The organism is Pseudomonas fluorescens, from assembly GCF_902497995.1.
GTDB lineage: Bacteria > Pseudomonadota > Gammaproteobacteria > Pseudomonadales > Pseudomonadaceae > Aquipseudomonas > Aquipseudomonas fluorescens_BK.
Map to the genome: position 1 here is coordinate 133,568 of NZ_CABVII010000005.1, position 22,827 is coordinate 156,394.

The 22,827-nt window shown below is 62.1% G+C and carries 17 protein-coding genes; 10 read left to right on the forward strand and 7 right to left on the reverse strand.

Features of this window, described 5'->3' with window-relative positions:
* The first annotated feature begins 16 nt into the window (after positions 1–16).
* From F8N80_RS07885 to F8N80_RS07910, 6 genes are read left to right on the forward strand one after another with little or no spacing between them, the layout of a single operon-like run.
* Positions 17–2,566 carry an efflux RND transporter permease subunit gene (locus tag F8N80_RS07885; RefSeq protein ID WP_150783635.1) on the forward strand — a complete coding sequence of 850 codons (2,550 nt, stop codon included), beginning with the start codon at positions 17–19 and terminating at the stop codon, positions 2,564–2,566.
* Positions 2,567–2,573: 7 nt separating this feature from the next.
* Positions 2,574–4,352: an acyl-CoA dehydrogenase C-terminal domain-containing protein gene (locus F8N80_RS07890; protein WP_150783636.1), complete on the forward strand. Its 1,779-nt coding sequence runs from the start codon at positions 2,574–2,576 to the stop codon at positions 4,350–4,352.
* Positions 4,353–4,369: 17 nt separating this feature from the next.
* A complete protein-coding gene (locus F8N80_RS07895; protein WP_150783637.1) occupies positions 4,370–6,013 on the forward strand; it encodes a fatty acid--CoA ligase in 1,644 nt (547 codons plus the stop codon).
* Positions 6,014–6,065: 52 nt separating this feature from the next.
* The gene (locus F8N80_RS07900) at positions 6,066–8,177 is read left to right on the forward strand and encodes a 3-hydroxyacyl-CoA dehydrogenase NAD-binding domain-containing protein (RefSeq protein ID WP_150783638.1); all 2,112 of its coding nucleotides are present in this window, start codon (positions 6,066–6,068) and stop codon (positions 8,175–8,177) included.
* 54 nt (positions 8,178–8,231) lie between these two features.
* A complete protein-coding gene (locus F8N80_RS07905) occupies positions 8,232–9,419 on the forward strand; it encodes an acetyl-CoA C-acyltransferase (protein WP_150746387.1) in 1,188 nt (395 codons plus the stop codon).
* A gap of 2 nt (positions 9,420–9,421) precedes the next feature.
* On the forward strand, positions 9,422–9,865 hold the full coding sequence (locus F8N80_RS07910) for an acyl-CoA thioesterase (protein ID WP_150746397.1): 444 nt from the start codon (positions 9,422–9,424) through the stop codon (positions 9,863–9,865).
* 82 nt (positions 9,866–9,947) lie between these two features.
* Here the strand turns inward: F8N80_RS07910 and F8N80_RS07915 are convergent, their stop codons facing one another.
* The 4 genes from F8N80_RS07915 to F8N80_RS07930 form a co-directional block, all read right to left on the reverse strand.
* Positions 9,948–10,955, reverse strand: coding sequence for a zinc-dependent alcohol dehydrogenase family protein (locus F8N80_RS07915; protein WP_150783639.1), 1,008 nt, complete (start codon positions 10,953–10,955; stop codon positions 9,948–9,950).
* Between the two features lie 126 nt (positions 10,956–11,081).
* Positions 11,082–12,140: an NAD(P)-dependent alcohol dehydrogenase gene (locus F8N80_RS07920; protein ID WP_150783640.1), complete on the reverse strand. Its 1,059-nt coding sequence runs from the start codon at positions 12,138–12,140 to the stop codon at positions 11,082–11,084.
* A 59-nt stretch (positions 12,141–12,199) separates the two neighbouring features.
* Positions 12,200–13,657 carry an acyl-CoA reductase gene (locus F8N80_RS07925; RefSeq protein WP_150746384.1) on the reverse strand — a complete coding sequence of 486 codons (1,458 nt, stop codon included), beginning with the start codon at positions 13,655–13,657 and terminating at the stop codon, positions 12,200–12,202.
* Between the two features lie 4 nt (positions 13,658–13,661).
* Positions 13,662–15,101 carry a hypothetical protein gene (locus F8N80_RS07930; RefSeq protein ID WP_150746383.1) on the reverse strand — a complete coding sequence of 480 codons (1,440 nt, stop codon included), beginning with the start codon at positions 15,099–15,101 and terminating at the stop codon, positions 13,662–13,664.
* 367 nt (positions 15,102–15,468) lie between these two features.
* Between F8N80_RS07930 and F8N80_RS07935 the strand changes: the two genes are divergently transcribed.
* The 3 genes from F8N80_RS07935 to F8N80_RS07945 all read left to right on the forward strand — a co-directional run bounded on the left by F8N80_RS07935 (position 15,469) and on the right by F8N80_RS07945 (position 17,823).
* A complete protein-coding gene (locus F8N80_RS07935; protein ID WP_150783641.1) occupies positions 15,469–16,620 on the forward strand; it encodes an iron-containing alcohol dehydrogenase in 1,152 nt (383 codons plus the stop codon).
* Entirely contained in the window at positions 16,617–17,054 is a 438-nt protein-coding gene (locus F8N80_RS07940; protein WP_150783642.1) for an acyl-CoA thioesterase, read from the forward strand. Before F8N80_RS07935 ends, F8N80_RS07940 begins: the two co-directional genes overlap by 4 nt.
* Before the next feature lie 82 nt (positions 17,055–17,136).
* Positions 17,137–17,823, forward strand: a complete 687-nt coding sequence (locus F8N80_RS07945; RefSeq protein WP_150746380.1) for a TetR/AcrR family transcriptional regulator — start codon at positions 17,137–17,139, stop codon at positions 17,821–17,823.
* A gap of 79 nt (positions 17,824–17,902) precedes the next feature.
* On the opposite strand, the gene gabD is transcribed toward F8N80_RS07945, so the two are convergent.
* From gabD to glaH, 3 genes are all read right to left on the reverse strand, one after another.
* Positions 17,903–19,351 carry an NADP-dependent succinate-semialdehyde dehydrogenase gene (gene gabD, locus F8N80_RS07950; protein ID WP_150746379.1) on the reverse strand — a complete coding sequence of 483 codons (1,449 nt, stop codon included), beginning with the start codon at positions 19,349–19,351 and terminating at the stop codon, positions 17,903–17,905.
* Positions 19,352–19,372: 21 nt separating this feature from the next.
* On the reverse strand, positions 19,373–20,668 hold the full coding sequence (lhgO, locus tag F8N80_RS07955; protein WP_150746396.1) for an L-2-hydroxyglutarate oxidase: 1,296 nt from the start codon (positions 20,666–20,668) through the stop codon (positions 19,373–19,375).
* Between the two features lie 100 nt (positions 20,669–20,768).
* On the reverse strand, positions 20,769–21,746 hold the full coding sequence (gene glaH / locus F8N80_RS07960; RefSeq protein ID WP_150783643.1) for a glutarate dioxygenase GlaH: 978 nt from the start codon (positions 21,744–21,746) through the stop codon (positions 20,769–20,771).
* A gap of 195 nt (positions 21,747–21,941) precedes the next feature.
* Between glaH and csiR the strand changes: the two genes are divergently transcribed.
* Positions 21,942–22,640, forward strand: a complete 699-nt coding sequence (gene csiR, locus F8N80_RS07965; RefSeq protein ID WP_150746377.1) for a DNA-binding transcriptional regulator CsiR — start codon at positions 21,942–21,944, stop codon at positions 22,638–22,640.
* Positions 22,641–22,827: the final 187 nt, after the last annotated feature.

The window sequence follows — 22,827 nt, forward strand, 5'->3', positions numbered from 1 at the left end:
GAGCGAGTACCCAGACATGGGCAATATCAAGCAAGACACCATGCCGGTGATCCGCGAGCTACGTGACTTCGATCGGTGCTCCGGCAACCGGTTGGAGCGGCTGGTATTCAACTACCGCCCGCTGTTCATGGTGCTCATGACACTGGTCACCCTGGTGCTGGGCTATATGGCGGTGACGCGTCTGGAGTTGCGCCCCAGCTTCGAGAAAATGATTCCGCAGAGCCAGCCGTACATCAAGAATTTCCTGGAGAACCGCCAGTCGTTGCGCGGCCTGGGTAACTCGGTGCGGGTGGTGGTGGAAAACACCCAGGGTGATATTTTCGACCCGCACTACCTTGAGGTCCTCAAGCAGGTCAACGACCAGCTGTTCCTCACTGAAGGCGTCGACCGCGCCTGGATGAAGTCGCTGTGGAGTCCGGGGGTGCGCTGGACTGAAGTCACAGTGGAAGGTTTCCAGGGCGGCCCGGTCATGCCCGATACCTACCAGGGATCGCCCAAGGACATCGAACAGCTGCGCCAGAACATCACCCGCGCGGGCATCGTCGGCAGCCTGGTGGCCAGCGACTTCAAGTCCACCATGTTGATCGTGCCGCTGCTGGACAAGGCCTCGGCCACCGGCCAGAGCATCAACTACCATCAGTTCTCGCAAATGCTCGAAGCGCAATTGCGCGACAAGATCGAATTCGCCGGCGACAGCGCTGCACGCAAGGCCGGGGAGGAGGGCAAGGGCCAGTACAAAGTCCGGGTGATCGGTTTCGCCAAACTGATGGGCGACCTGATCGATGGCTTGATCCAGGTGATGATGTTCTTCGGCCTGGCCGTGGTCACCTCGCTGGTGATCATTTATTTCTATACTCGCTGTGTGCGCAGCACCTTGCTGGTAGTCGGCTGCTCGCTGATCGCGGTGGTCTGGCAACTGGGCATCGTCGCCTGGCTGGGCTATGCCATTGATCCGTACTCGGTGCTGGTGCCGTTCCTGATTTTCGCCATCGGTGTGTCCCACGCGGCGCAGAAGATGAACGGCATCATGCAGGACATCGCCCGTGGCACCCACAGGCTGATCGCTGCGCGCTACACCTTCCGCCGCCTGTTCATCGCCGGCGTCACTGCGCTGCTGGCCGACGCGGTGGGCTTCGCGGTACTGATGCTGATCGATATTCCGGTGATCCAGGACCTGGCGATCACCGCCAGCATTGGCGTGGCGGTGCTGATTTTCACCTCGCTGCTGTTGATGCCGGTGGCGCTGTCCTACATCGGTGTCGGGCGCAAGGCCGCCGAGCGTGCACTGAAAATCGACACCCGGGCGGACGGGCACAAAGGCTTCGGCAAACTGTGGGACATGCTCGATCGCTTCACGACCCGCAAGTGGGCAACCGGTGCCGTGCTGGTGGCGGCGCTGATGGGCATTGGCGGCTTCATGGTCAGCCTGCAACTGAAAATCGGCGACCTCGACAGTGGCGCACCGGAGTTGCGTGCCGACTCGCGCTATAACCGCGACAACGCCTACATCACCAGCCACTACGCGCTGTCCAGCGATATGTTCGCGGTGATGATCAAGACCGCGCCGGAAGGCTGCCTGAACTATCAGACGCTGGTCCTCGCCGACCGTCTGGCCTGGGAGCTGCAGCAGTCTCCTGGGGTGCAGGCGACGTCGTCGCTGGTCAACGCGGTACGGCAGATCACCGCCGGTACCTACGAGGGCAACCCCAAGCTCAACAGCATCCAGCGCAACCAGGACGTGCTGAACTACGCCGCACAGCAAGCCTCGGTCAACTCCCCGGAGTTGTTCAACAACGACTGCTCGCTGATGCCGGTGATCGCCTTCCTCAAGGACCACAAGGCCGAGACCCTGGACGCCGTGGTGGCCATTGCCGAACAGTTCGCCAAGGACAACAGCACTCCGGATCGCCAGTTCCTGCTGGCCGCCGGCAGTGCCGGCATCGAGGCGGCGACCAACATCGTGGTGCGCGAGGCCAACCGCACCATGCTGTTTTACGTCTATGCCGCGGTGACGCTGTTCTGCCTGATCACCTTCCGCAGCTGGCGCGCGACCCTGGTGGCCTTGCTGCCGCTGGTGCTGACCTCGATCCTCTGTGAAGCCTTGATGGTGGTCATGGGCATCGGCGTGAAGGTCGCGACCTTGCCGGTGATCGCCTTGGGGGTGGGGATCGGAGTGGACTATGCCTTGTACTTGCTCAGTGTGCAGTTGCATCACCAGCGCCAAGGCCTGTCACTGGCGGATGCCTACCGTAAAGCGGTGGCGTTCACCGGCCGGGTGGTCGGGCTGGTGGGCATTACCCTGGCCGCCGGCGTGGTGTGCTGGGTCTGGTCGCCGATCAAGTTCCAGGCCGACATGGGCATCCTGCTGACCTTCATGTTCCTGTGGAACATGCTGGGGGCGCTGATCCTGATTCCAGCCCTGTCGTACTTCCTGTTGCGCGGACCCTCGCTGATCCGTGGTGCTGCCCCGGATGCCAAGGTGGTGCAGGAGCCGCTGGTGCAAGTCCCTGAGACCGACCACTCCACAAGTCCGGGCACGCGTCATGCCCTCACAACGTCCGAGTAAGTGAATCATGTCTGACTATAAAGCTCCCCTGCGCGACATGCGCTTCGTGCTCAATGAAGTCTTTGAGGCCTCCAGGCTCTGGGCTCAATTACCGGGCCTGGCCGAGGTGGTCGACGAACAGACGGCTGCCGCGGTCCTTGAAGAGGCCGGCAAGATCAGTGCCGGCATCATCGCGCCGCTGCGCCGCAGTGGCGACGAACAAGGTTGCTCCTGGGACAACGGTGCGGTGACAGTCCCGGATGGTTTTATCGCGGCGTACCAGGCATTTGCCGAAGGTGGCTGGGTGGGGGTCGGTGGCGACCCGCAGTTCGGTGGCATGGGCATGCCCAAGGCCATTTCAGCCCAGGTCGAGGAAATGGTGACCTCGGCCAACCTGTCGTTCGGCACGTACCCGATGCTGACCGCCGGTGCCTGCCTGTCGCTCAGTGCCCATGCCAGCGAAGACCTGAAACACAAGTATCTGCCGAACATGTATGCCGGGGTCTGGAGCGGTTCCATGTGCCTGACCGAAGCCCATGCCGGCACCGACCTGGGGCTGATTCGCACCAAGGCCGCGCCCCAGGCCGACGGCAGTTACACGATCAGCGGCAGCAAGATCTTTATTTCTGGCGGCGAGCACGACCTGACCGAAAACATCATCCACCTGGTACTGGCCCGGCTGCCGGATGCACCTGCGGGACCAAAAGGCATTTCGCTGTTTCTGGTGCCCAAGGTGCTGGTCAATGACAACGGCTCTCTGGGCGAGCGCAACGCACTGTCCTGCGGTTCCATCGAACACAAGATGGGCATCAAGGCGTCTGCCACCTGCGTGATGAACTTTGACCAGGCCACCGGCTGGATCGTCGATGCGCCGGGCAAGGGGCTGGCGGCGATGTTCACCATGATGAACTACGAGCGCCTGGGGGTGGGCATCCAGGGCCTGGCGCAGGGCGAGCGCTCCTATCAGAGCGCCGTCGAGTATGCCCGGGATCGCCTGCAGAGCCGTGCGCCGACCGGCGCGCAGCACCCGGACAAGGCCGCCGACCCGATCATCGCGCACCCGGATGTACGGCGGATGCTGTTGACCATGAAGGCCTTGAACGAAGGCGGGCGGGCGTTCTCCAGCTACGTGGCCCTGCAACTGGACACGGCCAAATACAGCGAAGACGCGCCGGCCCGCCAGCGCGCCCAAGAGCTGGTGTCGCTGCTGACGCCGATTGCCAAGGCGTTTCTGACTGACATGGGGCTGGAAACCACCTTGCACGGCCAGATGATTTTCGGTGGCCATGGCTATATCCGCGAGTGGGGCCAGGAGCAGTTGGTGCGCGATGTACGGATCACCCAGATCTACGAAGGCACCAACGGTATCCAGTCCCTGGACCTGGCCGGGCGCAAGATCGTCGGCAGCGACGGGGCGCTCTACCGGTTGTTCGCCGCCGAGATTCGTCAGTTCAGCGCGACTGCCAGTGCTGATCTGAACGAGTTCACCCAACCGCTGAACGCGGCGCTGGACACCCTCGACGAACTGACCGCCTGGCTGCTGGATCGGGCGCAAAACAACCCGAACGAAATCGGCGCTGCTTCGGTCGAGTACCTGCAGGCGTTTGGTTACACGGCCTATGCCTACATGTGGGCATTGATGGCCAAGGCGGCCATGGGCAAAGCAACCGAAGACGATTTCTACGTCAGCAAGCTGGGCACCGCCCGTTTCTACTTCGCCCGGCTGCTGCCGCGTATCCACTCACTGAGCGCTTCGGTCAAGGCCGGTAGCGAAAGCCTCTACTTACTGGATGCGGCGCAGTTCTGAATCAGGAAGATACCACCATGCTGAAGACAAAAATAATTCCACCAGCACAAGATGCCTACAGCTACCCACTGTTGATCAAGAGCTTGTTGTTGTCCGGGGTTCGCTACGAACCTGCCAATGAGATCGTCTACGCCGACAAACTGCGTTACAGCTATCAGACCCTCATCGAACGCATCCACCGGCTGGCCAATGCGCTGACCGCGGCCGGCGTCAAGGCCGGGGATACGGTGGCCATGCTCGACTGGGACAGCCACCGCTACCTGGAGTGTTTCTTTGCCGTGCCAATGATCGGCGCGGTGCTGCATACGGTGAACATCCGTCTTTCGCCGGATCAGGTGCTCTACACCATGAACCACGCCGAGGACGACCTGGTGCTGGTGCATGATGATTTCCTGCCCGTGATCGAGCAGATTCATGGCGAGCTGAACACCGTCAAGGGCTATATCCGGCTCACTGACGACGCTGCGAGCGGCACCGATCTACCGGTACTGGGGGAGTATGAAAGCCTGCTCTCCCAGGCGGCTCCCCATTACGACTTCCCCGACTTTGATGAAAACTCGGTGGCGACCCTGTTTTACACCACCGGCACCACCGGCGCGCCGAAAGGGGTGTATTTCACCCATCGCCAGTTGGTGCTGCATACCTTGAATGCCGTGGGCACGTTGGGCGTCTACCAAAGCTTGCCGCTGCTGCGCTCCGACGACGTGTACATGCCGATCACCCCGATGTTCCACGTGCATGCCTGGGGCGTGCCTTATGTTGCGACCCTGATGGGCATCAAACAGGTTTACCCCGGCCGTTACGAGCCCAATAGCCTGGTCCGGCTGTTTCGAGAAGAGAAGGTCACCTTTTCCCATTGCGTGCCGACGATTCTGCAAATGATCCTGGGCTGCGACGAGGCCGCGAAGACCTCTTTCGAGGGCTGGAAAATGCTTCTGGGGGGCAGTGCGCTGACCTTGGGTATCGCCAGCCAGGCGTCCGCCAGAGGTATGCGCGTGCACAGCGGCTACGGCATGTCCGAGACCTGCCCGATGCTGTGCTTGAGTTACCTGCGGGGGGCGGAACTTGAACTGTCCACACAAGCGCAGTTACCCACTCGCATCAAGACCGGCATGCCGATACCGATGGTCGATTTGAAAATCGTCGATGCCGGCGGCAAAAGCGTTCCTCACGATGGTGAGTCCCTGGGCGAGATCGTGGTGCGCGCACCCTGGCTGACTCAAGGCTATGTGAAGGAGCCGGAAAAGGGCGCTGAACTTTGGCAGGGCGGCTGGCTGCACACCGGCGACCTGGCTTCCATCGACCCCCAGGGCGGGGTGGAAATCAAGGATCGCATCAAGGATGTGATCAAGACGGGCGGGGAGTGGATCAGTTCGCTGGAGCTGGAGAGCCTGATCAGCGAACACGCGTCGGTCAGTGCTGTCGCAGTGGTGGGCATTGCGGACGAGCAATGGGGCGAGCGGCCCATGGCCCTGGTGGTGTGCGAACCGGGTCAGAACGTCGATAAACAGATGCTGGAAGCCCACCTGCAACAGTTTGTGGAGCGTGGCCGGATCAATAAATGGGCGATCCCCAAGCAGTTCAAGTTCGTCGCCGAGATCCCTAAAACCAGTGTTGGCAAGATCAACAAGAAGTTAATCCGGGAACACGCGTTGAGCTGAAGGGGATAGATATCCGCAGCTTGTACCCCTTTATCCGATCGAGAAAACATTGATGAACAACGTGATCCATTACCGCTACGAAGGTTCCCTGGCCCTGATCGGCCTTGCCTGCGCACCCGTCAACGCCCTTGGCCAGACCCTGCGCGTGCAACTGCTGGAGGCCTGTGAACGCGCGGCTGCGGACAACCGGGTGAAAGCGATTATCCTGCATGGCGAGGGTCTTGCGTTCAGCGCCGGCGCGGACATCGCCGAGTTCGGTTGCGCGGCTTCGCTCGCCAAGGCGGATCTGCCAAGTCTGTTGGTGCGCCTGACCGAACTGGATAAACCCCTGATCGCCGCCATCGGCGGCCTGGCCCTGGGCGGCGGACTGGAACTCGCCCTGGCCTGCGGTTACCGTGTGGCTGAGGCCGGAGCGCGCCTGGGCTTGCCGGAAATCAAGCTCGGCTTGCTGCCAGGGGCCGGTGGCACCCAGCGGCTGCCGCGCCTGATCGGCGCCGCTGCAGCATTGGAGATGATCGTTTCGGGTCAGCCGATCAACGCTGCTCACGCACTGGAACTGGGTCTGATCGACCGTGTGGCGCCCGGCACTGACAGCCTGCTCGCCACCGCGTGCGCCTTTGCCGAAGAACTGATTGCCCAGCAGGCGCCGGCGCGTCCGGCCTACCCTCAAGAGCATCCGGGAGCAGTCCTGGCGGCGAATTATTTCGCCGACTACTGCGCTGCCAACCAGCATCGCTGGAAAGGCCAGAGCGCGCCACAGCGGGTGGTGACGGCGATCGAGATCGCCTGCAGCCTGCCGTTGGCCGAAGGTCTGGTCAGGGAGAGCGAGCTGTTCAACGAGGCCGAAGCGTCCAGCGAGTCCCAGGCCCTGCGCCATGTATTCTTCGCCGAGCGTGAAGTCGGCAAGCTGCCGGGAGTGGACGCGAACACGCCGATCCGTCCGATTACCCAGGTCGCGATTATTGGCGCCGGCACCATGGGCGGCGGGATCGCCATGAACTTTGCCAATGCGGGCATGGCGGTGACGCTGCTGGAACTCAAGGCCGATGCCCTGGCGCGCGGCCTGGCGCTGATCCGCAAAAACTACGAAACCAGTGTCCAGCGCGGCAAGCTCACCGCCGAACAGCTGGAACAGCGCGTGGCACTGATCCACGGCACCCTCGACTACGCCGATATCGCCGACGCTGACCTGGTGATCGAAGCGGTGTTCGAGAGTCTGTCGATCAAACAGCAGGTGTTTCGCACCCTGGACGAGGTGTGCAAGGCCGGGGCGATTCTTGCGAGCAATACCTCCACCCTGGATGTCGACGCCATTGCCGCCGTCACCTGCCGGCCACAGGACGTGGTCGGCCTGCACTTCTTCAGCCCGGCCAACGTCATGCGCCTGCTCGAAGTGGTGCGCGGCACGGCCACGGCCCCCGATGTCCTGGCCACCACGCTGAAGATCGCCAAGCGCATCGGCAAGATCCCGGTGGTGTCCGGGGTGTGCTTCGGCTTCATCGGCAACCGCATGCTCGAACCCTATTCCCGCGAGGCTCACCGCCTGCTGCTGGAAGGCGCCACGCCGGCACAGATCGATCAGGTGCTCACCGGCCTTGGCATGGCCATGGGTGTGATTGCCATGCACGACCTGGCGGGCATCGATGTCAGCTTCCTGGTGCGCGAGTCGCGCCGCGAGCTCATCGCCCACGACCCAAGCTACTGCAAACTCGCCGATGCGCTCTACGCCCTTGGCCGTTATGGCCAGAAGACCAGCCGTGGCTGCTACCTCTACGAAGGCCGCGAGCGTAAGGACGATCCGCAAGTGGTCGCCCTGGCCGAGCAGATTGCCGGTGAGTTGGGGATCCAGCGCCGTGCCATCAGCGATCAGGAAATCCATGACCGCTGCCTGTTGATGCTGGTCAACGAAGGCCTCCAGTTGCTCGACGAAGGCATCGCCCAGCGCAGCAGCGACATCGATCTGGTCTGGATCAATGGCTACGGCTTCCCGGCCTGGCGCGGCGGCCCGCTGCATTACGCCGAAGGGCTGGGGCTGGCACAGGTGCTGGAGCGCATCGGCCATTACCGCCAGGCACTCGGCGCCTACGGCACGATGTGGTTCCAGCCCGCCGCACTGCTGGAACGCCTGGTGGCCAGCGGCAAGACCCGCATCGAACGTCTCTGACCTTTCGGCGGCCACTTGGGGTGGCCGCCCCACCGATCACCCAAGGAACTCACCATGAAAGAAGCCGTCATTCTCTCCACGGCCCGTACCCCTATCGCCAAGGCTTTCCGTGGCGCCTTCAACACCATCAAGTCGCCGACCATGGCCGGCCATGCGATCCGTGCGGCGGTCGAACGCGCCGGCATCGAAGCGGCGGAGATCGAAGACCTGGTGATGGGCACCGCACTGACCAGCGGCACCGCCGGCCTGAACCTGGCACGCATGGCTGCCTTGGCCTCGGGCCTGCCGTTGTCGGTCAGCGGCCAGACCCTGGATCGCCAGTGCGCCTCGGGCCTGATGGCCATCGCCACCGCCGCCAAGCAAATCATGGTCGACGGCATGCCTGCCGCGATCGGTGCCGGCCAGGAGAACATCAGTGCGGTGCAGAATCGCAATATGGAATGGGCCTACGCCGAGCGCGACCCGCAGGTCGAGCGCAACGCGATCCATGCCTACATGCCCATGTTGCAGACCGCCGAACGGGTCGCCAAGCGCTACGGCATCAGCCGCGAAGCCCAGGACGCCTATGCCCTGCAATCGCAGCTACGCACCGCAGCAGCGCAGCGGGCCGGCTTGTTCGATGGCGAAATCGTCCCGGTCACCAGCATTCGGCAGGTGATCGACAAAGCCACTGGCGAGGTACGACTGGAGGAGGTGACCCTCACCAGCGATGAAGGCAACCGTCCACAGACCCGCCTGGAAGATCTGACCAACCTCAAAACAGTCATCGAAGGCGGCTGCATCACCGCTGGCAACGCCAGCCAGCTGTCCGACGGCGCCAGCGCCTGCGTGCTGATGGATGCGCGTCTCGCCGAGCAGCGCAACCTCAAGCCGTTGGGCCTGTATCGCGGTATTGCCGTGGCCGGCCTGGCCCCGGAAGAAATGGGCATCGGCCCGGTGCTGGCGGTGCCCAAGTTGCTCAAGCAACACGGCCTGACGGTCGACGATATCGGCTTGTGGGAGCTTAACGAAGCGTTCGCCTGCCAAGTGCTTTATTGCCGCGACACCCTGGGCATCGACGACGCCCGCCTGAACGTCAATGGCGGTGCCATCGCCATCGGCCACCCTTACGGCATGAGTGGTGCGCGGATGGTCGGGCATGCCCTGCTGGAAGGTCGGCGCCGCGGCGTGAAGTACGTGGTGGTGACCATGTGCGTGGGCGGCGGCATGGGTGCTGCCGGCCTGTTCGAGGTGTTCCAGTGAGCCTGTCCAGACCCGGCGCCAATTCGCGGGATGCCTACCCGCACTTTCGGCCGATCCAGACTCGCTGGATGGATAACGACGTCTACGGCCACGTCAATAACGTCAACTACTACAGCTACTTCGACACGGCAGTGAACGGCTATCTGTTGAGCCAGGGCGTGCTCGATTTCGAGCGCGGCGAGACGATCGGTCTGGTGGTCGAAACGCAGTGCAATTATTTCGCACCGATCTCCTTTCCAGACGACATTGAAGCCGGGGTGCGGGTGACCCGGCTGGGTGGCTCCAGTGTGCGGTATGAGGTTGGCCTGTTCCGTGCGGGTGAGGCCCAGGCATCGGCGCAGGGGCACTTCGTGCATGTCTACGTGGACCGTGAATCCCGTCGTCCGGTAACGATCGGCGAAGCACTGCGTGCCGCGCTCGTGCCGCTGCTGGTCAATGCTGATTGACAAGAGTTCCCGCGGCGTCCTCGACGCCGCGGTATCGCGCCACTGCCAGTCAGTTGCAGCAGATCCAGTGTGGGGGTTTAATTCAGTAGTGCAGGCAGATCTTGCCAAAGTGCCTGGCGGATTGCTGATGGGCAAAGGCCTCGGCTATCTGTTCCAGCGGATAGCGGCTGTCGATGACGGGACGCCAGCTGAAGTTCTCCAGCGCACGCACCATGTCTTGCTGCTGCTCGCGGCTGCCGACGATCAGGCCACGCAGGGTTTGCTGCTTGCGCATCAACTCCAGGGTTGGAACGCTGCCGGAAATACCGGTGAGCACACCGATCAGCGCAATGTGGCCGCCGGGTGCACAGGCACGGATGGACTGGGGCAGCGTGCCCGGGCCACCCACTTCGACCACTATGTCGGCGCCGCGCCCGCCCGTGGCTGCCAGCACCGCGTCGCCCCATTCGGGCTGGTCTTTGTAGTTGATGACCTGATCGGCCCCCAGTGCCAGCAGGCGCGCTTGCTTGGCCTCGGATGAGGTCGTGGCAATCACCCGCGCGCCCATGGATTTGGCCATTTGCAGCGCAAGAATGGAAACACCGCCGGTGCCCAGTACCAGCACGGTGTCACCCGCCTGGAGGCGCCCGTCCACCACCAGTGCACGCCAGGCAGTCAGGCCTGCCGTGGTCAGCGTGGCGGCTTCTTCATGGGTGTAGCCCTTGGGTGCCAGTGTGAAGGCCTCGGTGGGCAGGTTGACCCGTTCGCGGGCAAAACCGTCGACGCCATCGCCCGGGACAGTCTGGAAGGTGGTGGGCACGGCGCGCCCGGATTGCCAGTGGGGGAAAAAGCAAGAGACCACGCAATCACCCACGGCGAATTCCGTCACGCCTTCGCCGACGGCGGTGACGACCCCGGCGCCATCGGCCATGGGGATGCGACCATCCTCTGCCTTGGCGTGGCCGGTGACCACGCCAAGGTCGTGGTAGTTGAGCGAGCTGGCATGGATACGCACCTGGATCTCGCCCGCTTCGGGCGCGCCGGGGGCGGCCATGTCGACAAGGCGCAGGTTGTCCAGGCCAGCGGGATGTTGCAGTTGAATGGCTTTCATGAGGGTCCTTGAGTCAGTCCGTGCAAGGGAGGGCGCAGCTTTTTCGTCAACGATGGCCGCGCCCGACCTGGAGCATATTGCCTCAAGAGGGCGCTGCGGTGTTGCGCACCGCAGCGTTGGACTTGTTTAAAGCGCGACGTCACGCATGCTGTTCATGTCGATCACGAAGCGGTACTTCACGTCGTTGCGTTGCAGGCGGTCAAAGGCGGTGTTGATGTCCTTGATGTCAATCATTTCGCAGCTGGGCAGGACCTGGTGTTCGGCGCAGAAATCCAGCAGTTCCTGAATCGGCTGGATGCCACCGATGAGCGAACCGGCCAAGGTGCGGTTATTGCGGATCAGCAAGCCACCGTGGATGGGCTCCAGCGGTTCGATGGCGCCGACCAGCACCATGACGCCCTCGCGACCCAGCAACATCAGGTAGGGGTTGACGTTGTGCCGGCTGGGAATGGTGTCGATGATGAACTCGAAGGCATTGGCCGCCGTCGCCATCGCTGCCGCATCGTTGGACAACAGCACGTGATCGGCACCGAGGGTGCGGGCATCGTCGGCCTTGCCCGGTGAGGTGGTGATCACGGTGACTTCGGCACCCAGGGCGACGGCCAGCTTCACGGCCATGTGACCGAGCCCGCCAAGCCCGACTACCGCGACTTTCGAGCCCTTGCCCACGCCATAACGGCGCATCGGGCTCCACACGGTGATGCCGGCACACAGCAAAGGCGCTGCGTAGCGCGGATCGAGGCTTTCGGGCATGCGCAGAACGAACTGCTCACGAACGACAATGTGCTCGGAATAACCACCATAGGTGATCTCGCCGGTATGACGGTCCTTACCGTTGTAGGTGGGTGTCGGGCCATGGACGCACAGTTGTTCCTGATGCTCCGCGCAGGGCGCGCACTGCAGGCAGCTGTCGACCTGGCAACCGACGGCGACCCGGTCGCCGACCTTGAAGCGGCTGACATTGCTGCCGACGGCGGTGACATGCCCGACGATCTCGTGGCCAGGCACGATGGGGTACACGGTGTTGTTCCAGTCGTTGTTGACCTGGTGGGCATCGGAATGGCAGACGCCGCAATAGGCGATATCGATGGCGACGTCATCGGCGCGCAAGGCGCGGCGATCGAAACGAAACGGCGTGAGGGTAGAGTGGGCCTCGTGCGCGGCAAATCCCAGGCAAGTAGTCATGGGCAAGTCCTGTAAGAATCAATGCGTACCCCCGGCCATGGCCAGGGGTACAGGGGGAGTTAGATCGAAGGGCGCAACCAGGGCGCCGGGGTCATTTCCGGCGAGGCGATCTGGTTGACGATCCACTTGCCCATGCGACGCAGCGGCTCGATGGAATCCTGGGGACCTGCCCATTTCAACCCCGCTGCGTAGCCCAGCGAGACGATGCGCTGAGCGCCATACAGGGGCAGGATGTCCTTGAGATCTTCCTTGATGCTTTCCGGATAGACGCCGACGGTCTGGGTATAGGCATCCACCGCCCCCATCATCTCGTGCAGGTCATCGACCGGCACCAGGTTGGCGGTGCGGTCATCGAGCTTGGTGGCAAAGGACACCGACTCCGGAAGCTGCGAGCAGATGACTGCCCCTTCACCGTCCTGGCCACCAATCACCTTGTACCACTCATCATCCAGGCGCAGCGCGTCGACTTCGGCCTTGAGGCCCTGGTCGTAGCGTTTGGGCACGGTGCTGAGGGTGTTGGGCAGGGTCTGCATGGCGTCGTAGACATAACCGCCGAACTTGTTCAGATTCGCCAGGCCGGCCTCGTCGGTGCCGCTCTGCACGTAGACCACCCGGGCGCATACGCAGGCTTTCTGGTTCAGCGCGCCGATGTCGCTGGCCAGGCGTATGGCGGCCTCGCGCATGGTCTCTTCACTGTCGAAGGTGCCCTTGCCGAGGATGCTGGCGCTGCGTTTCGGGTCGAGGGAGATCAGTTCCAGGCCCGGCTGGATGTAGCGAGTCACGTGCTTCATCGAGTTGAAGCCGCCCCAGGCAACGATCTTCTCCAGGTTCTGTGGCTGGTACAGGCGCTCTTCGAAGGCCTGGTCGCCGCCTTTCCAGTAGGCAACGCTCAGGTGCTTGGTCAGCGGATGGTCCGGTGCCATCTCAACCATGGTACGGGCGATGGCCAGGGCGGTGAACGGGTCGTTGGACGGTGCCTTGATGATCGCGTCGCTGCGCAGCACCATGTTGCGCAGGATGGTCAGCAGGGACAGGCCGGTCGCGTTGCCGGCGACGATATGCAGGGTGCGCGCGCCGAAGCAGCGTACGTCCAGTTCGGTGCCGTCGATCAGGGTTTGCTTGACCCAGCCTTCCAGGTACTTGACGCCTACGGAGTTCTCCACCTGTTCGGTGACGGACTCACGGGTGAGCATGTTGCGCAGCCCCATGTAGCTGCCCTTGACCATGGTCGGGGTGACCGGCGCAGTCAGGTAGGACAGCTCGCAGGCTTCCTGCAAGTAGATGTTCTTGTCGAACTCCAGGCGCTCGCCCAGGGCTTCGCAGTAGTCGAGGATGTCATTGAAGGTAAGCGTGTACAGGTCCGCCAGCTTCGCCGGGTTACCCAGCGGCAGTTGGTCGATGTATTTGTGCGCATCCGGGGTCTGGAAGACCAGGTCGCCGCCACGGCCACCCACGTCGATCAGGTTGTCGGTGATGACTTTGCCACGGATGATCATTGGCGCAATTGGTTTGGTCATGGGGTTAGCCCTCTAATGTGGTCAGGAAATCCATCGCTTGGCGATGCGAGTCTTCGGTTGCGGCACAGCTGATCTTGTCGTCGCCGCCATTTATTTCGCTGTAGCGCTGGATCGGTCCGACCACGTAGCAACTCGGCCGACCGCAGGCGCAGGGCTTGTCCCATTCGACGGTGATTTCATCGCCGGTTATAAAGCCGCCCCAGCGGGTCTCTGCACCGAGGTCGAAGAAGGCTGCGCGGCCGGTCACACGGCCTTCGCGTGGCAGCGGCTTGCTGGTCTCGGGATCGAGCAAGTAGGGGATAACGGTCGGGGCGAAGTGGAAGTGGCCCTCTTCGCAGCGCGTATGGACGCCGCCGACGATTTCGGACATGGCGTAGGATTCGTTGAGAACCTTGGCACCGGTAAAGCGCAGTACATCGTCGCGCCAGCCTTCGGGTTGCACGGAGCCCTTGCCGCCACCGGCGGTGTGGATGTACGAGTCAGGGTGGAAGACACCTTCGAGACCGCGCTCCAGGCCGGCCTTGGCCATGTTGTGCAACAGGTTCCAGGTCGCGCCGATGTACACGCGCTTGCCCTTGAGCTGGGTGGACATATGATCGAAGAAGGTCGCCAGGTGTTGCGGCATTTCGGCCTGCAACTCATCGAAAGCCTTCTTCTTGGCCATCAGCTCCGGGCTGATCTCCAGGCGATCGAGCGTGCCCTTGGACTGTGCCGCGCGCAGCTTGGCCCCCAGGTGGAGCACGTCGGTGCTGAGGGTGGTCGGGTAAGCCGCATGGAAATGCGATTCGTCCGGCAACAGCGCCGGGATCATGGCGATGTGGACACGCACATGGCTCAGGTAGCCCTTGCGGTAGTACGGGTAAATCGTGTGCAGGTTGGGCTCTGGGGTGTCCGGCCCTTCCATGTTCCACACATTCAATTTGCGCAGCTGGGCGAATTTGTTCCACTCATGTACGCCGTGGGGCAGGAACGACAAGGTGCCGGAGGTGCCCGAGGTGTGACTGATGCGCAGTTGCGGCACTGCTTTGTCCATGGTTTCGAACCAGTCGTCCAGGCCTTGGCACGCGCTGACGTCGACCGCCGCGATGGCTTCGGCCATCTCTGGGGTCACCAGTTTGCCCAGCCACTTGTTGATCTGGGCGAAGTTGCGCTTCTCCAGCAACGATGGCGGGTAGGACTTGTACACGCTGTGTTCGAACAGCAGCGGCACCACGTCGTCGAAATGCTCGATGGTATCCACGCCTTGGGCGTCGGCGAGCTTTTTGAGCATGGGGATGCGGTCGCGCAGTTCGGCGAAGCGCTGCTTCAGGCCGCATAGCTGCAGCGCGTCGATTTCAGCGCGCGGCAGATTGTTCCAGGCCGTCTGGGAATAGTTGACCATTTCTGCCGGGTTGTTCAGCAGCTGCTGGGTTTTTTGTTCTATCGACAGTTGTGCAGTGGGCATTGTCTGGCTCGCTACTCGACTAGTGAAAACCGGCGAGGCCGGGGGGAGGGTGTGAATCCAGTATGGGGATGCAGCCTTGGATTTTGTTCCGGATTAAGGTGATTGTGTTTTCTGATCAAGTGACTGATAAATAAGGAAAAAAATACAAATTTCAGTGTGTCCGGGCAAGCCGTTCCGGATTCGGGGTGAGCGCCCGGATTTCAGGCAGGTGGATGGAGCGGGCTGGAATATACTCGGTTTCCCTCACTCAATAATGAGGGGGCGAGCGTTAACAGTCAGACCATTATGTGAAGGGTTTTCCGGTTGGCGCATGTGCTTCGCAATCGCCAAAAAAACTCAGCGCAACACAAATATTTGTGAGGTTTTCATGTTGAAAATGGCATTCCAAACCACCCCTTCAATGATCATCGAACGCGGTGCTTCGACCCGGCTTGCCGATCATGTTCGCGCCATGGGCTGCAAGTCGGTTCTGTTGGTGACCGATCCGGGGGTTATTGCGGCTCGGCTACTGGATGCGGTGCTCGCCGGCTTCGAGGGCCAGGAGATAGCCGTCACCGTATTTTCCCAAGTCCAGGCCGACCCGCCGGAGTCGGTGATTCTGGCCTCGGTGGAGGCCGCGAAAGCCTGTGACGCCGATTGCGTGCTGGGCCTGGGTGGTGGCAGTTCGCTGGATGCCGCCAAGCTGGCAGCGCTGTTGGCGCGCAGTGGCGAGTCCCTGACCGAGATCTATGGCATCAACAAGACGAAGGGCCCGCGCCTGCCACTGATTCTGGTGCCGACCACAGCAGGCACCGGTTCGGAAGTGACCTCGGTCTCGGTCGTGACCACCGGTGCCGGTGAGAAGAACGTGGTTTACTCGCCAATGCTGTTACCCGACGTGGCCGTGCTGGATGCAGAGCTGACCCTTGGACTGCCGCCCCATGTCACCGCGGCGACCGGTATCGATGCCATGGTTCATGCCGTCGAGGCCTATACCACCAAGAACCTGAAGAACCCGATTTCCGATTGCCTGGCGCGCGAGGCGCTGCGTCTGTTGTCCGGCAGCCTGTTCCAGGCCTGTCAGGACGGCAAGAACCTGCAAGCGCGGGAAAACATGTTGCTGGGTGCTTGCCTGGCGGGCATGGCGTTCGCCAACGCACCAGTGGCGGCGGTGCATGCGTTGGCCTATCCCCTCGGCGCACGTTTCCACATACCGCACGGGCTGTCCAATGCCCTGGTGCTGGGGCCGGTGATGCGCTTCAACCTTGAAACAGTGGCGCCGCTGTATGCACAGTTGGCCGACATCGTGCTGCCCGGCACCCTGGGTACCGATAAAGAAAAAGCCTCTGTCCTGGCCGACTACCTCGGCGGCCTGGCCGGTGAGCTGGGTCTGGCGACCCGCTTGCGCGACCTGGGCATCGTCGAGTCCGACATCGAGGCACTGGCGGTCGATGCCATGAAGCAGCAGCGCCTGCTCGGCAACAACCCTCGGGAACTCTGCCTGGAAGACGTGCGCGCGATCTATACGGAGATTCTATGAGCAACAAGGTCGAGCGGCCGAGTCGGGATGAGTTTCGCCGCTTCAACCGGATGCCGACGCGTTGGGGCGACCATGACTCCTATGGGCATGTGAACAACGTGGTCTACTACTCGTACTGCGAGTCGGCGATCACTGCGTTCCTGGTCGAACAGGGTACCCTCGACATTGCCAGCAGCCCGGTGATCGGGTTGATCGTCAATTCGAGTTGCACCTACTTTGCGCCCATCTGTTTCCCCGATCAGGTCACTGTTGGAATGAGAATTTCCCACCTTGGCAACAGCAGCGCGCGATACGAGCTGGCACTGTTTCGCAACGATGAGCATGAGGCAGCTGCGGCGGCCCATATCGTCTATGTGTATGTCGACCGGGCCAGCAACACATCGCTGCCCATTCCGCAGACTGTGCGTACGGCGCTTGCGAGTATCACTGACTAAATAAGTTGGCTCGGTCATACTTCAGTTTTCTGCTTGGCGAATCTGCCGCGACGTCAGTGGGCAGTACCCGCAAGAGGACACTATGATCAAGCCAACGCCTAACAAGAAGAGCGCCGCAGACGATGGCGTCCTGCAGGTCGAAATACCTGCCCAACCGCGCAAGGAACCGCGGCAGGCGCGCTCGATCGCGCTGGTCAAGGCCGTGAAACAAACGGCTCTGCAAATTATCGACAACGAAGGTCGGGAAGCCCTGAATGCCATGCGCCTGTCCGAAGACTCGGGCGTGGCAATCAGCTCGATCTACGAGTACTTCCCGACGATGGAAGCGCTGATCGCTGCGATCTTCGATGACTACCGCACCGAAGCCCACGCAGAACTGTACGCCAGCATCATCGCGCTGCCCCCTGAAGCCACTCTGTACGACGGGCTTTTGCTGGCCTTGCGGGTCGTGCTGGCCAGCCACTACAAGAAAACCCTGCTCGACCCGGTGTTCAGCGTGCGCTCCACCCACTATGACGAGCTGGTGCGGCTGGATGTGGTCAAGGCCAAGCAACTCTGGCCCGTCACGGCGAGCTCGGCGTTGATGAAGCGCTTCGCCAACGAAATCTCGGTGAAGAACCGGGACAAAGCCGAGTTTCTGGTCTACCAGACATTGTCGGCGCTGACTCGGGCCATCCTGCTCGAAAAACCGGCCTACCTCACTGACGCGGACACGCCGAGGTTGATGGCGCGGATGCTGCACGGGATGTTGACTGACCCCAGCATTTAAGCCACGAAAAAAAACGCCCCGCAAGCGGGGCGTCAGGTCTTGCATCAGCGGCATGACGCCGCACAGGCGGCGGGAAGGCTCAGATGCCGATGCACAGGTATTTGATTTCCAGGTAGTCCTCGATGCCGTACTTGGAGCCTTCGCGACCCAGGCCCGAGGCCTTGATACCACCGAACGGCGCCACTTCGTTGGAGATGATCCCGGTGTTGACGCCGACGATGCCGTACTCCAGCGCTTCGCCTACCCGGAACACACGGCTCAGGTCGCGGGCATAGAAGTAGGAAGCCAGGCCGAATTCGGTGTCGTTGGCCATCGCGATCACATCGGCTTCATCCTTGAAGCGGAACAGCGGTGCCAGCGGGCCGAAGGTTTCTTCCTTGGCGACGGCGGCGTTGCGCGGTACATCGACCAGCACGGTCGGCTCGAAGAAGGTTCCGCCCAGGGCATGCGGCTTGCCGCCGGCAACCACGCGAGCGCCTTTGCTTACGGCGTCATCGATGTGCTCCTGGACCTTGGCCATGGCCTTGGCGTCGATCAGGGGGCCGGTGGTGATACCGTTTTCCAGGCCATTACCAATGTTCAACCCGGCCACGGCCGCGGTGAGTTTTTCGACGAATGCGTCATAGATGCCGTCCTGGATATACAGGCGGTTGGCGCAAACGCAGGTCTGGCCGTTGTTGCGATACTTGGAGACCAGCGCGCCCTCGACGGCGGCATCCAGGTCGGCGTCGTCGAACACGATGAAGGGTGCGTTGCCGCCCAGTTCCAGCGAGACTTTCTTGATGTCCTTGGCGCACTCGACCATCAGCTGGCGGCCGATTTCGGTGGAACCGGTGAACGTCAATTTGCGCACGATCGGGTTGCCGGTCAGCTCGGCGCCGACTTCGCCGGCACTGCCGGTGACCACGCTGAACACGCCTTTGGGAATGCCGGCGCGCTCGGCCAGTTCCGCCAGGGCCAGGGCCGAGTAGGGCGTCTGCGAGGCCGGCTTGAGGACCATGGTGCAACCGGCGGCCAGGGCCGGGCCGGCCTTGCGGGTAATCATCGCCGAAGGGAAGTTCCACGGCGTGATGGCGGCGGTGACACCGATCGGCTGCTTGAGCACCATCAGGCGCTTGTCGACCTGGTGACCGGGGATCATGTCGCCGTAGACGCGCTTGGCTTCTTCGCCGAACCACTCCAGGAAGGAGGCGGCGTAAGCGATTTCGCCACGGGACTCGGTCAGTGGCTTGCCTTGTTCGAGGGTCATCAGGCGGGCCAGGTCTTCCTGGTTGGCCATCATCAGATCGAACCACTTGCGCAGCTTGTTGGCGCGGTCCTTGGCGGTCAGGGCGCGCCAGGCCGGCAGCGCCTTGTCGGCCGCTTCGATGGCGCGACGGGTCTCGGCTGCACCCATCTTCGGCACGCTGCCGATGATTTCACCGGTGGCCGGGTTGTTGACCTTGAGGGTCTGGCCGTTGTCGGCATCGACCCATACACCATCGATATAGGCTTGCTGGCGGAACAGTTTCGGATCGTTGAGCGGCACGTGAAATTCCTCGCTGCTGGGTTACAGTGGCTGCTGGGTTACAAAGACTGGGGGGGTTGCGACGGATGCCGCCAGAGGGGCGGGCCGAGCGCAGTTGCCGGGTTTGACGAAACTGGCGCCGGTGCTGGCGAGCTGCTCGCGGACCTTGTCGACGATGTACGCACCGATCGGAATGGCCGAGGTCGCAGCGGGCGACGGGGCGTTGCAGACGCTGACGCTGCGGGCGGTGTTGACGAACAGGAAGTCGTCGATCAGCTTGCCGTCCAGCGAGACCGCCTGGGCGCGGACACCGGCCGGGTAGGGGGTAAGGTCGCTCTTGACGATGCTCGGGCAGTACTTCTGTACTTGCTTGAGGTAGCCGCCCTTGAACAGCGAGTTTTTCAGCTCGATCAGGCCGGGGCGCAGGTTCTTCTTCAGCACCTTGAGAACACCCGGGGTGGTCAGGGTTTCGAACATGTCGGTCAGCGAGAAATCGGTCTTGCGATAGCCTTCGCGCTTCATCGCCAGCACCGCGTTGGGGCCGACGGTGACGGTGCCGTCGATCATGCGGGTCAGGTGCACGCCGAGGAACGGCATGGCCGGATCCGGGATCGGGTAGATCAGGTGGTTGACGATCTGGTTGTGCTGCTTGGGCAGCAGGTAGTACTCGCCACGGAACGGGCAAATGATGAAATTGGGCTCGATCCCGAGCATGCGCACCACGCGGTCGGCCATCAGGCCCGAGCAGGTGATCAGGAAACGGCCGTGGTGCTCCTGGTTGCCGGTGCGCAACACCACTTCATCGGCACGCTCATCGATGGCGAGCACTTCGCTGTTGTAGCGGATCTCGCCACCGGCGGCTTCGAATTCACGGCCCATGGCCGCGGTGACCTGGGCGTAGTTCACGATGCCGCTGGAAGGCACGAAGATACCGCCCAGGCCGACGATGTTCGGCTCGCGCTCGCGCAGTTCGGCGGCCGTCAGCCAGTCACGCTTGATGCCATTGGCTGCCGTGCGTTCCCACAGCGCGCCCATGCGCTCCATTTCCAGCGCGTTGGTGGCCACCAGCAGTTTGCCGCACTCGTCATAAGGGATGCCGTGCTTGTCGCAGAAAGCCTTGGTGGCCTTGTTGCCTTCCAGGCAGAAACGCGCCTTCAGGCTGCCCGGTGTGTAGTAGACGCCGGCATGGATCACGCCACTGTTGTGGCCGGTCTGGTGCATGGCCGGGCCGGACTCTTTCTCCAGCAGGAGGATTTTTGCGTCCGGGTAAACCTGAGTCAGTTGCATGGCCGTGGACATGCCCACAATGCCGCCACCGATGATGATGAAGTCGTACACAGCCATTGGATTGCACCCACCTGGATTAGGTTTTCGTTGAAAGCACGACCAGGGCCACGGGAGGTGGCCCTGGTCAGTTCAGCTCAGCGCTTGGCAAACCTTACTGACCACGCTGGTACAGGGTTTTCTGGTAGCTGATGTAGCCACGCTGGCGCATCAGCTCGCGACGCAGGCCCTGGTGGGCGGTGAAGCGGTCGCGGCCGTGCAGCCAGAACATGTTGTTGACCAGCACGAAGCTGCCGATCGGCACCGGTACCGACAACTTCTGCGGGCAGCCTTCCAGGGATTCGCTCAAGGCGTTCAGCCAGATGCCTTCCTCGAAGTCCTTGGGCTGCACGAACTGGTCGATGTAGCGCATGGTCGGGCGACCTTCGGCATCGTTGTCGAACACCGCGTGGAACACATCTTCCCGCACGTTCTTGCTCGGTGGTGCGGTGAAACGCATTTCACGGCGGGCCAACGGGTGAGTGTAGTAGTGCTGCAGACCTGCCCAGTCGTCCAGGTGCAGCAGCAGGGAGTTGCCGCCTTCCATGTTCTGCTCGTCGATCTTCATCATCATCACGTAGTCGGTACGCTCCTGGACGAAGGTGCCGTCGTTGTGCAGTTCCATCACCCGGTGGGGCTGGCGCAGGTAGCTGTCGGAGTTGTCGGTGTTGACCACCACAAAGCGCGCGTAGAACTGGCCGCTCATGGCATCGAAGTTGGAGCGCCCGATCAGGTGGGCGACGGCCGAGGAGAACTTGACCATGTCATCGGCCTGGGACACGTCGTCCAGACCTTCAGGCGTGATCAGCATGCCACCGGTGGCGCGGTCCAGGATGGTATTGACCAATACCGGGCGCAGGGTGCCTTCGCACAGCTCGTCAAGGATCTGCCCGACCCGAAAGCGCAGGAACGACTTGTACTCCAGGGCCTGGACTGGCCATTCGGCCACGGCCTTGATGAACGCGTCGACGGTTTCCCTGGCGAATTTCAGCTCCAGCAGCCGGGGCGACTGGCGGGAGGGGGCGAGGGTAAAGCCCTTGTTCTGCGATGGCAGCGGCATCACAAGGTCCTGAATCTGAGTAAAGGCGTTCATGGCAGCTCCTGGGCAAAAGGTAGTGATCAGCGCCTTCCAGCAGTGGACTGGATCAGGCCTGCAGCAAAAGTATCGTCATAAATTAAAAATGTCTACATTTTAATATTTAGGCGACAAAATTGATTTTAGTCGAAAGTTTTTCGTCTGATAGATGTTTGGGTATGATTGGTTTTTGGCGAGTTTAGGAGCAGCACCTTGGATAGCCTCACCCCCAGGCATAACTCTGCATTCAGTGGGTATGAGCGGCTCAAGCTGGACATCATCCGTGGCGTGTTCAAACCCGGTGAAAAACTGCTCATGAGCGGGCTCAAGGAGCGCTATGACCTGGGTGTAGGCCCGCTGCGCGAAGCCCTTTCGCAACTGGTGGCCGAGCACCTGGTGGTGGTCATCAGCCAGAAGGGTTATCGAGTCGCACCCATGTCGGTGCAAGAGCTGCAGGACATCTATGACGCCCGCGCCAACCTTGAAGCCATGATCGTGGGCCTGGCCATCGAACGGGGGGATGACACCTGGGAAGCCCAGATCCTGGCCCAGTCCCATACGTTGTCAAAAGTCATGGACGTGACGACCCGCGAGAAGGTGCTCGACGTCTGGGATGAGCGGCACAAGGCTTTCCACAGCGCCATTGCCGCCGGTTGCGGTTCCAGGCATTTACTCCAGGCGCGTACCTACCTGTTCGATCAGGCCGAGCGCTATCGTCACTTGTGGTTGACGCAAACGGTGTTCTCCGAAGAGGCCCTGGCGTTGAAGCGCAAGGAGCATGCCGCGCTGGTCGAAGCCATCCTCGCCCGCGATACCGCTCGGGCGACGAGCCTGATGCGCACCCACCTGATGTCGCCTGTGCCGATCATCGTCGAGGTGATGCAGCGTGACGAGTGGGCGAAACTGGCCTGACACCCGTTCAGGGCTGCGCTGAAGCACGCTGTCATCAAATGTATGGTAACTGTCGCTCAATGAGAAGCAGTCTGCTCCTCCATGACGATACTGGTTTGCTCGCCGACGTCGAACAGTCGAGCGAAACCCACTGACAGATCAAGCCCGATGCCTCGGCGTCCTGACGGGAGGCTGTCAGTTGCATCCG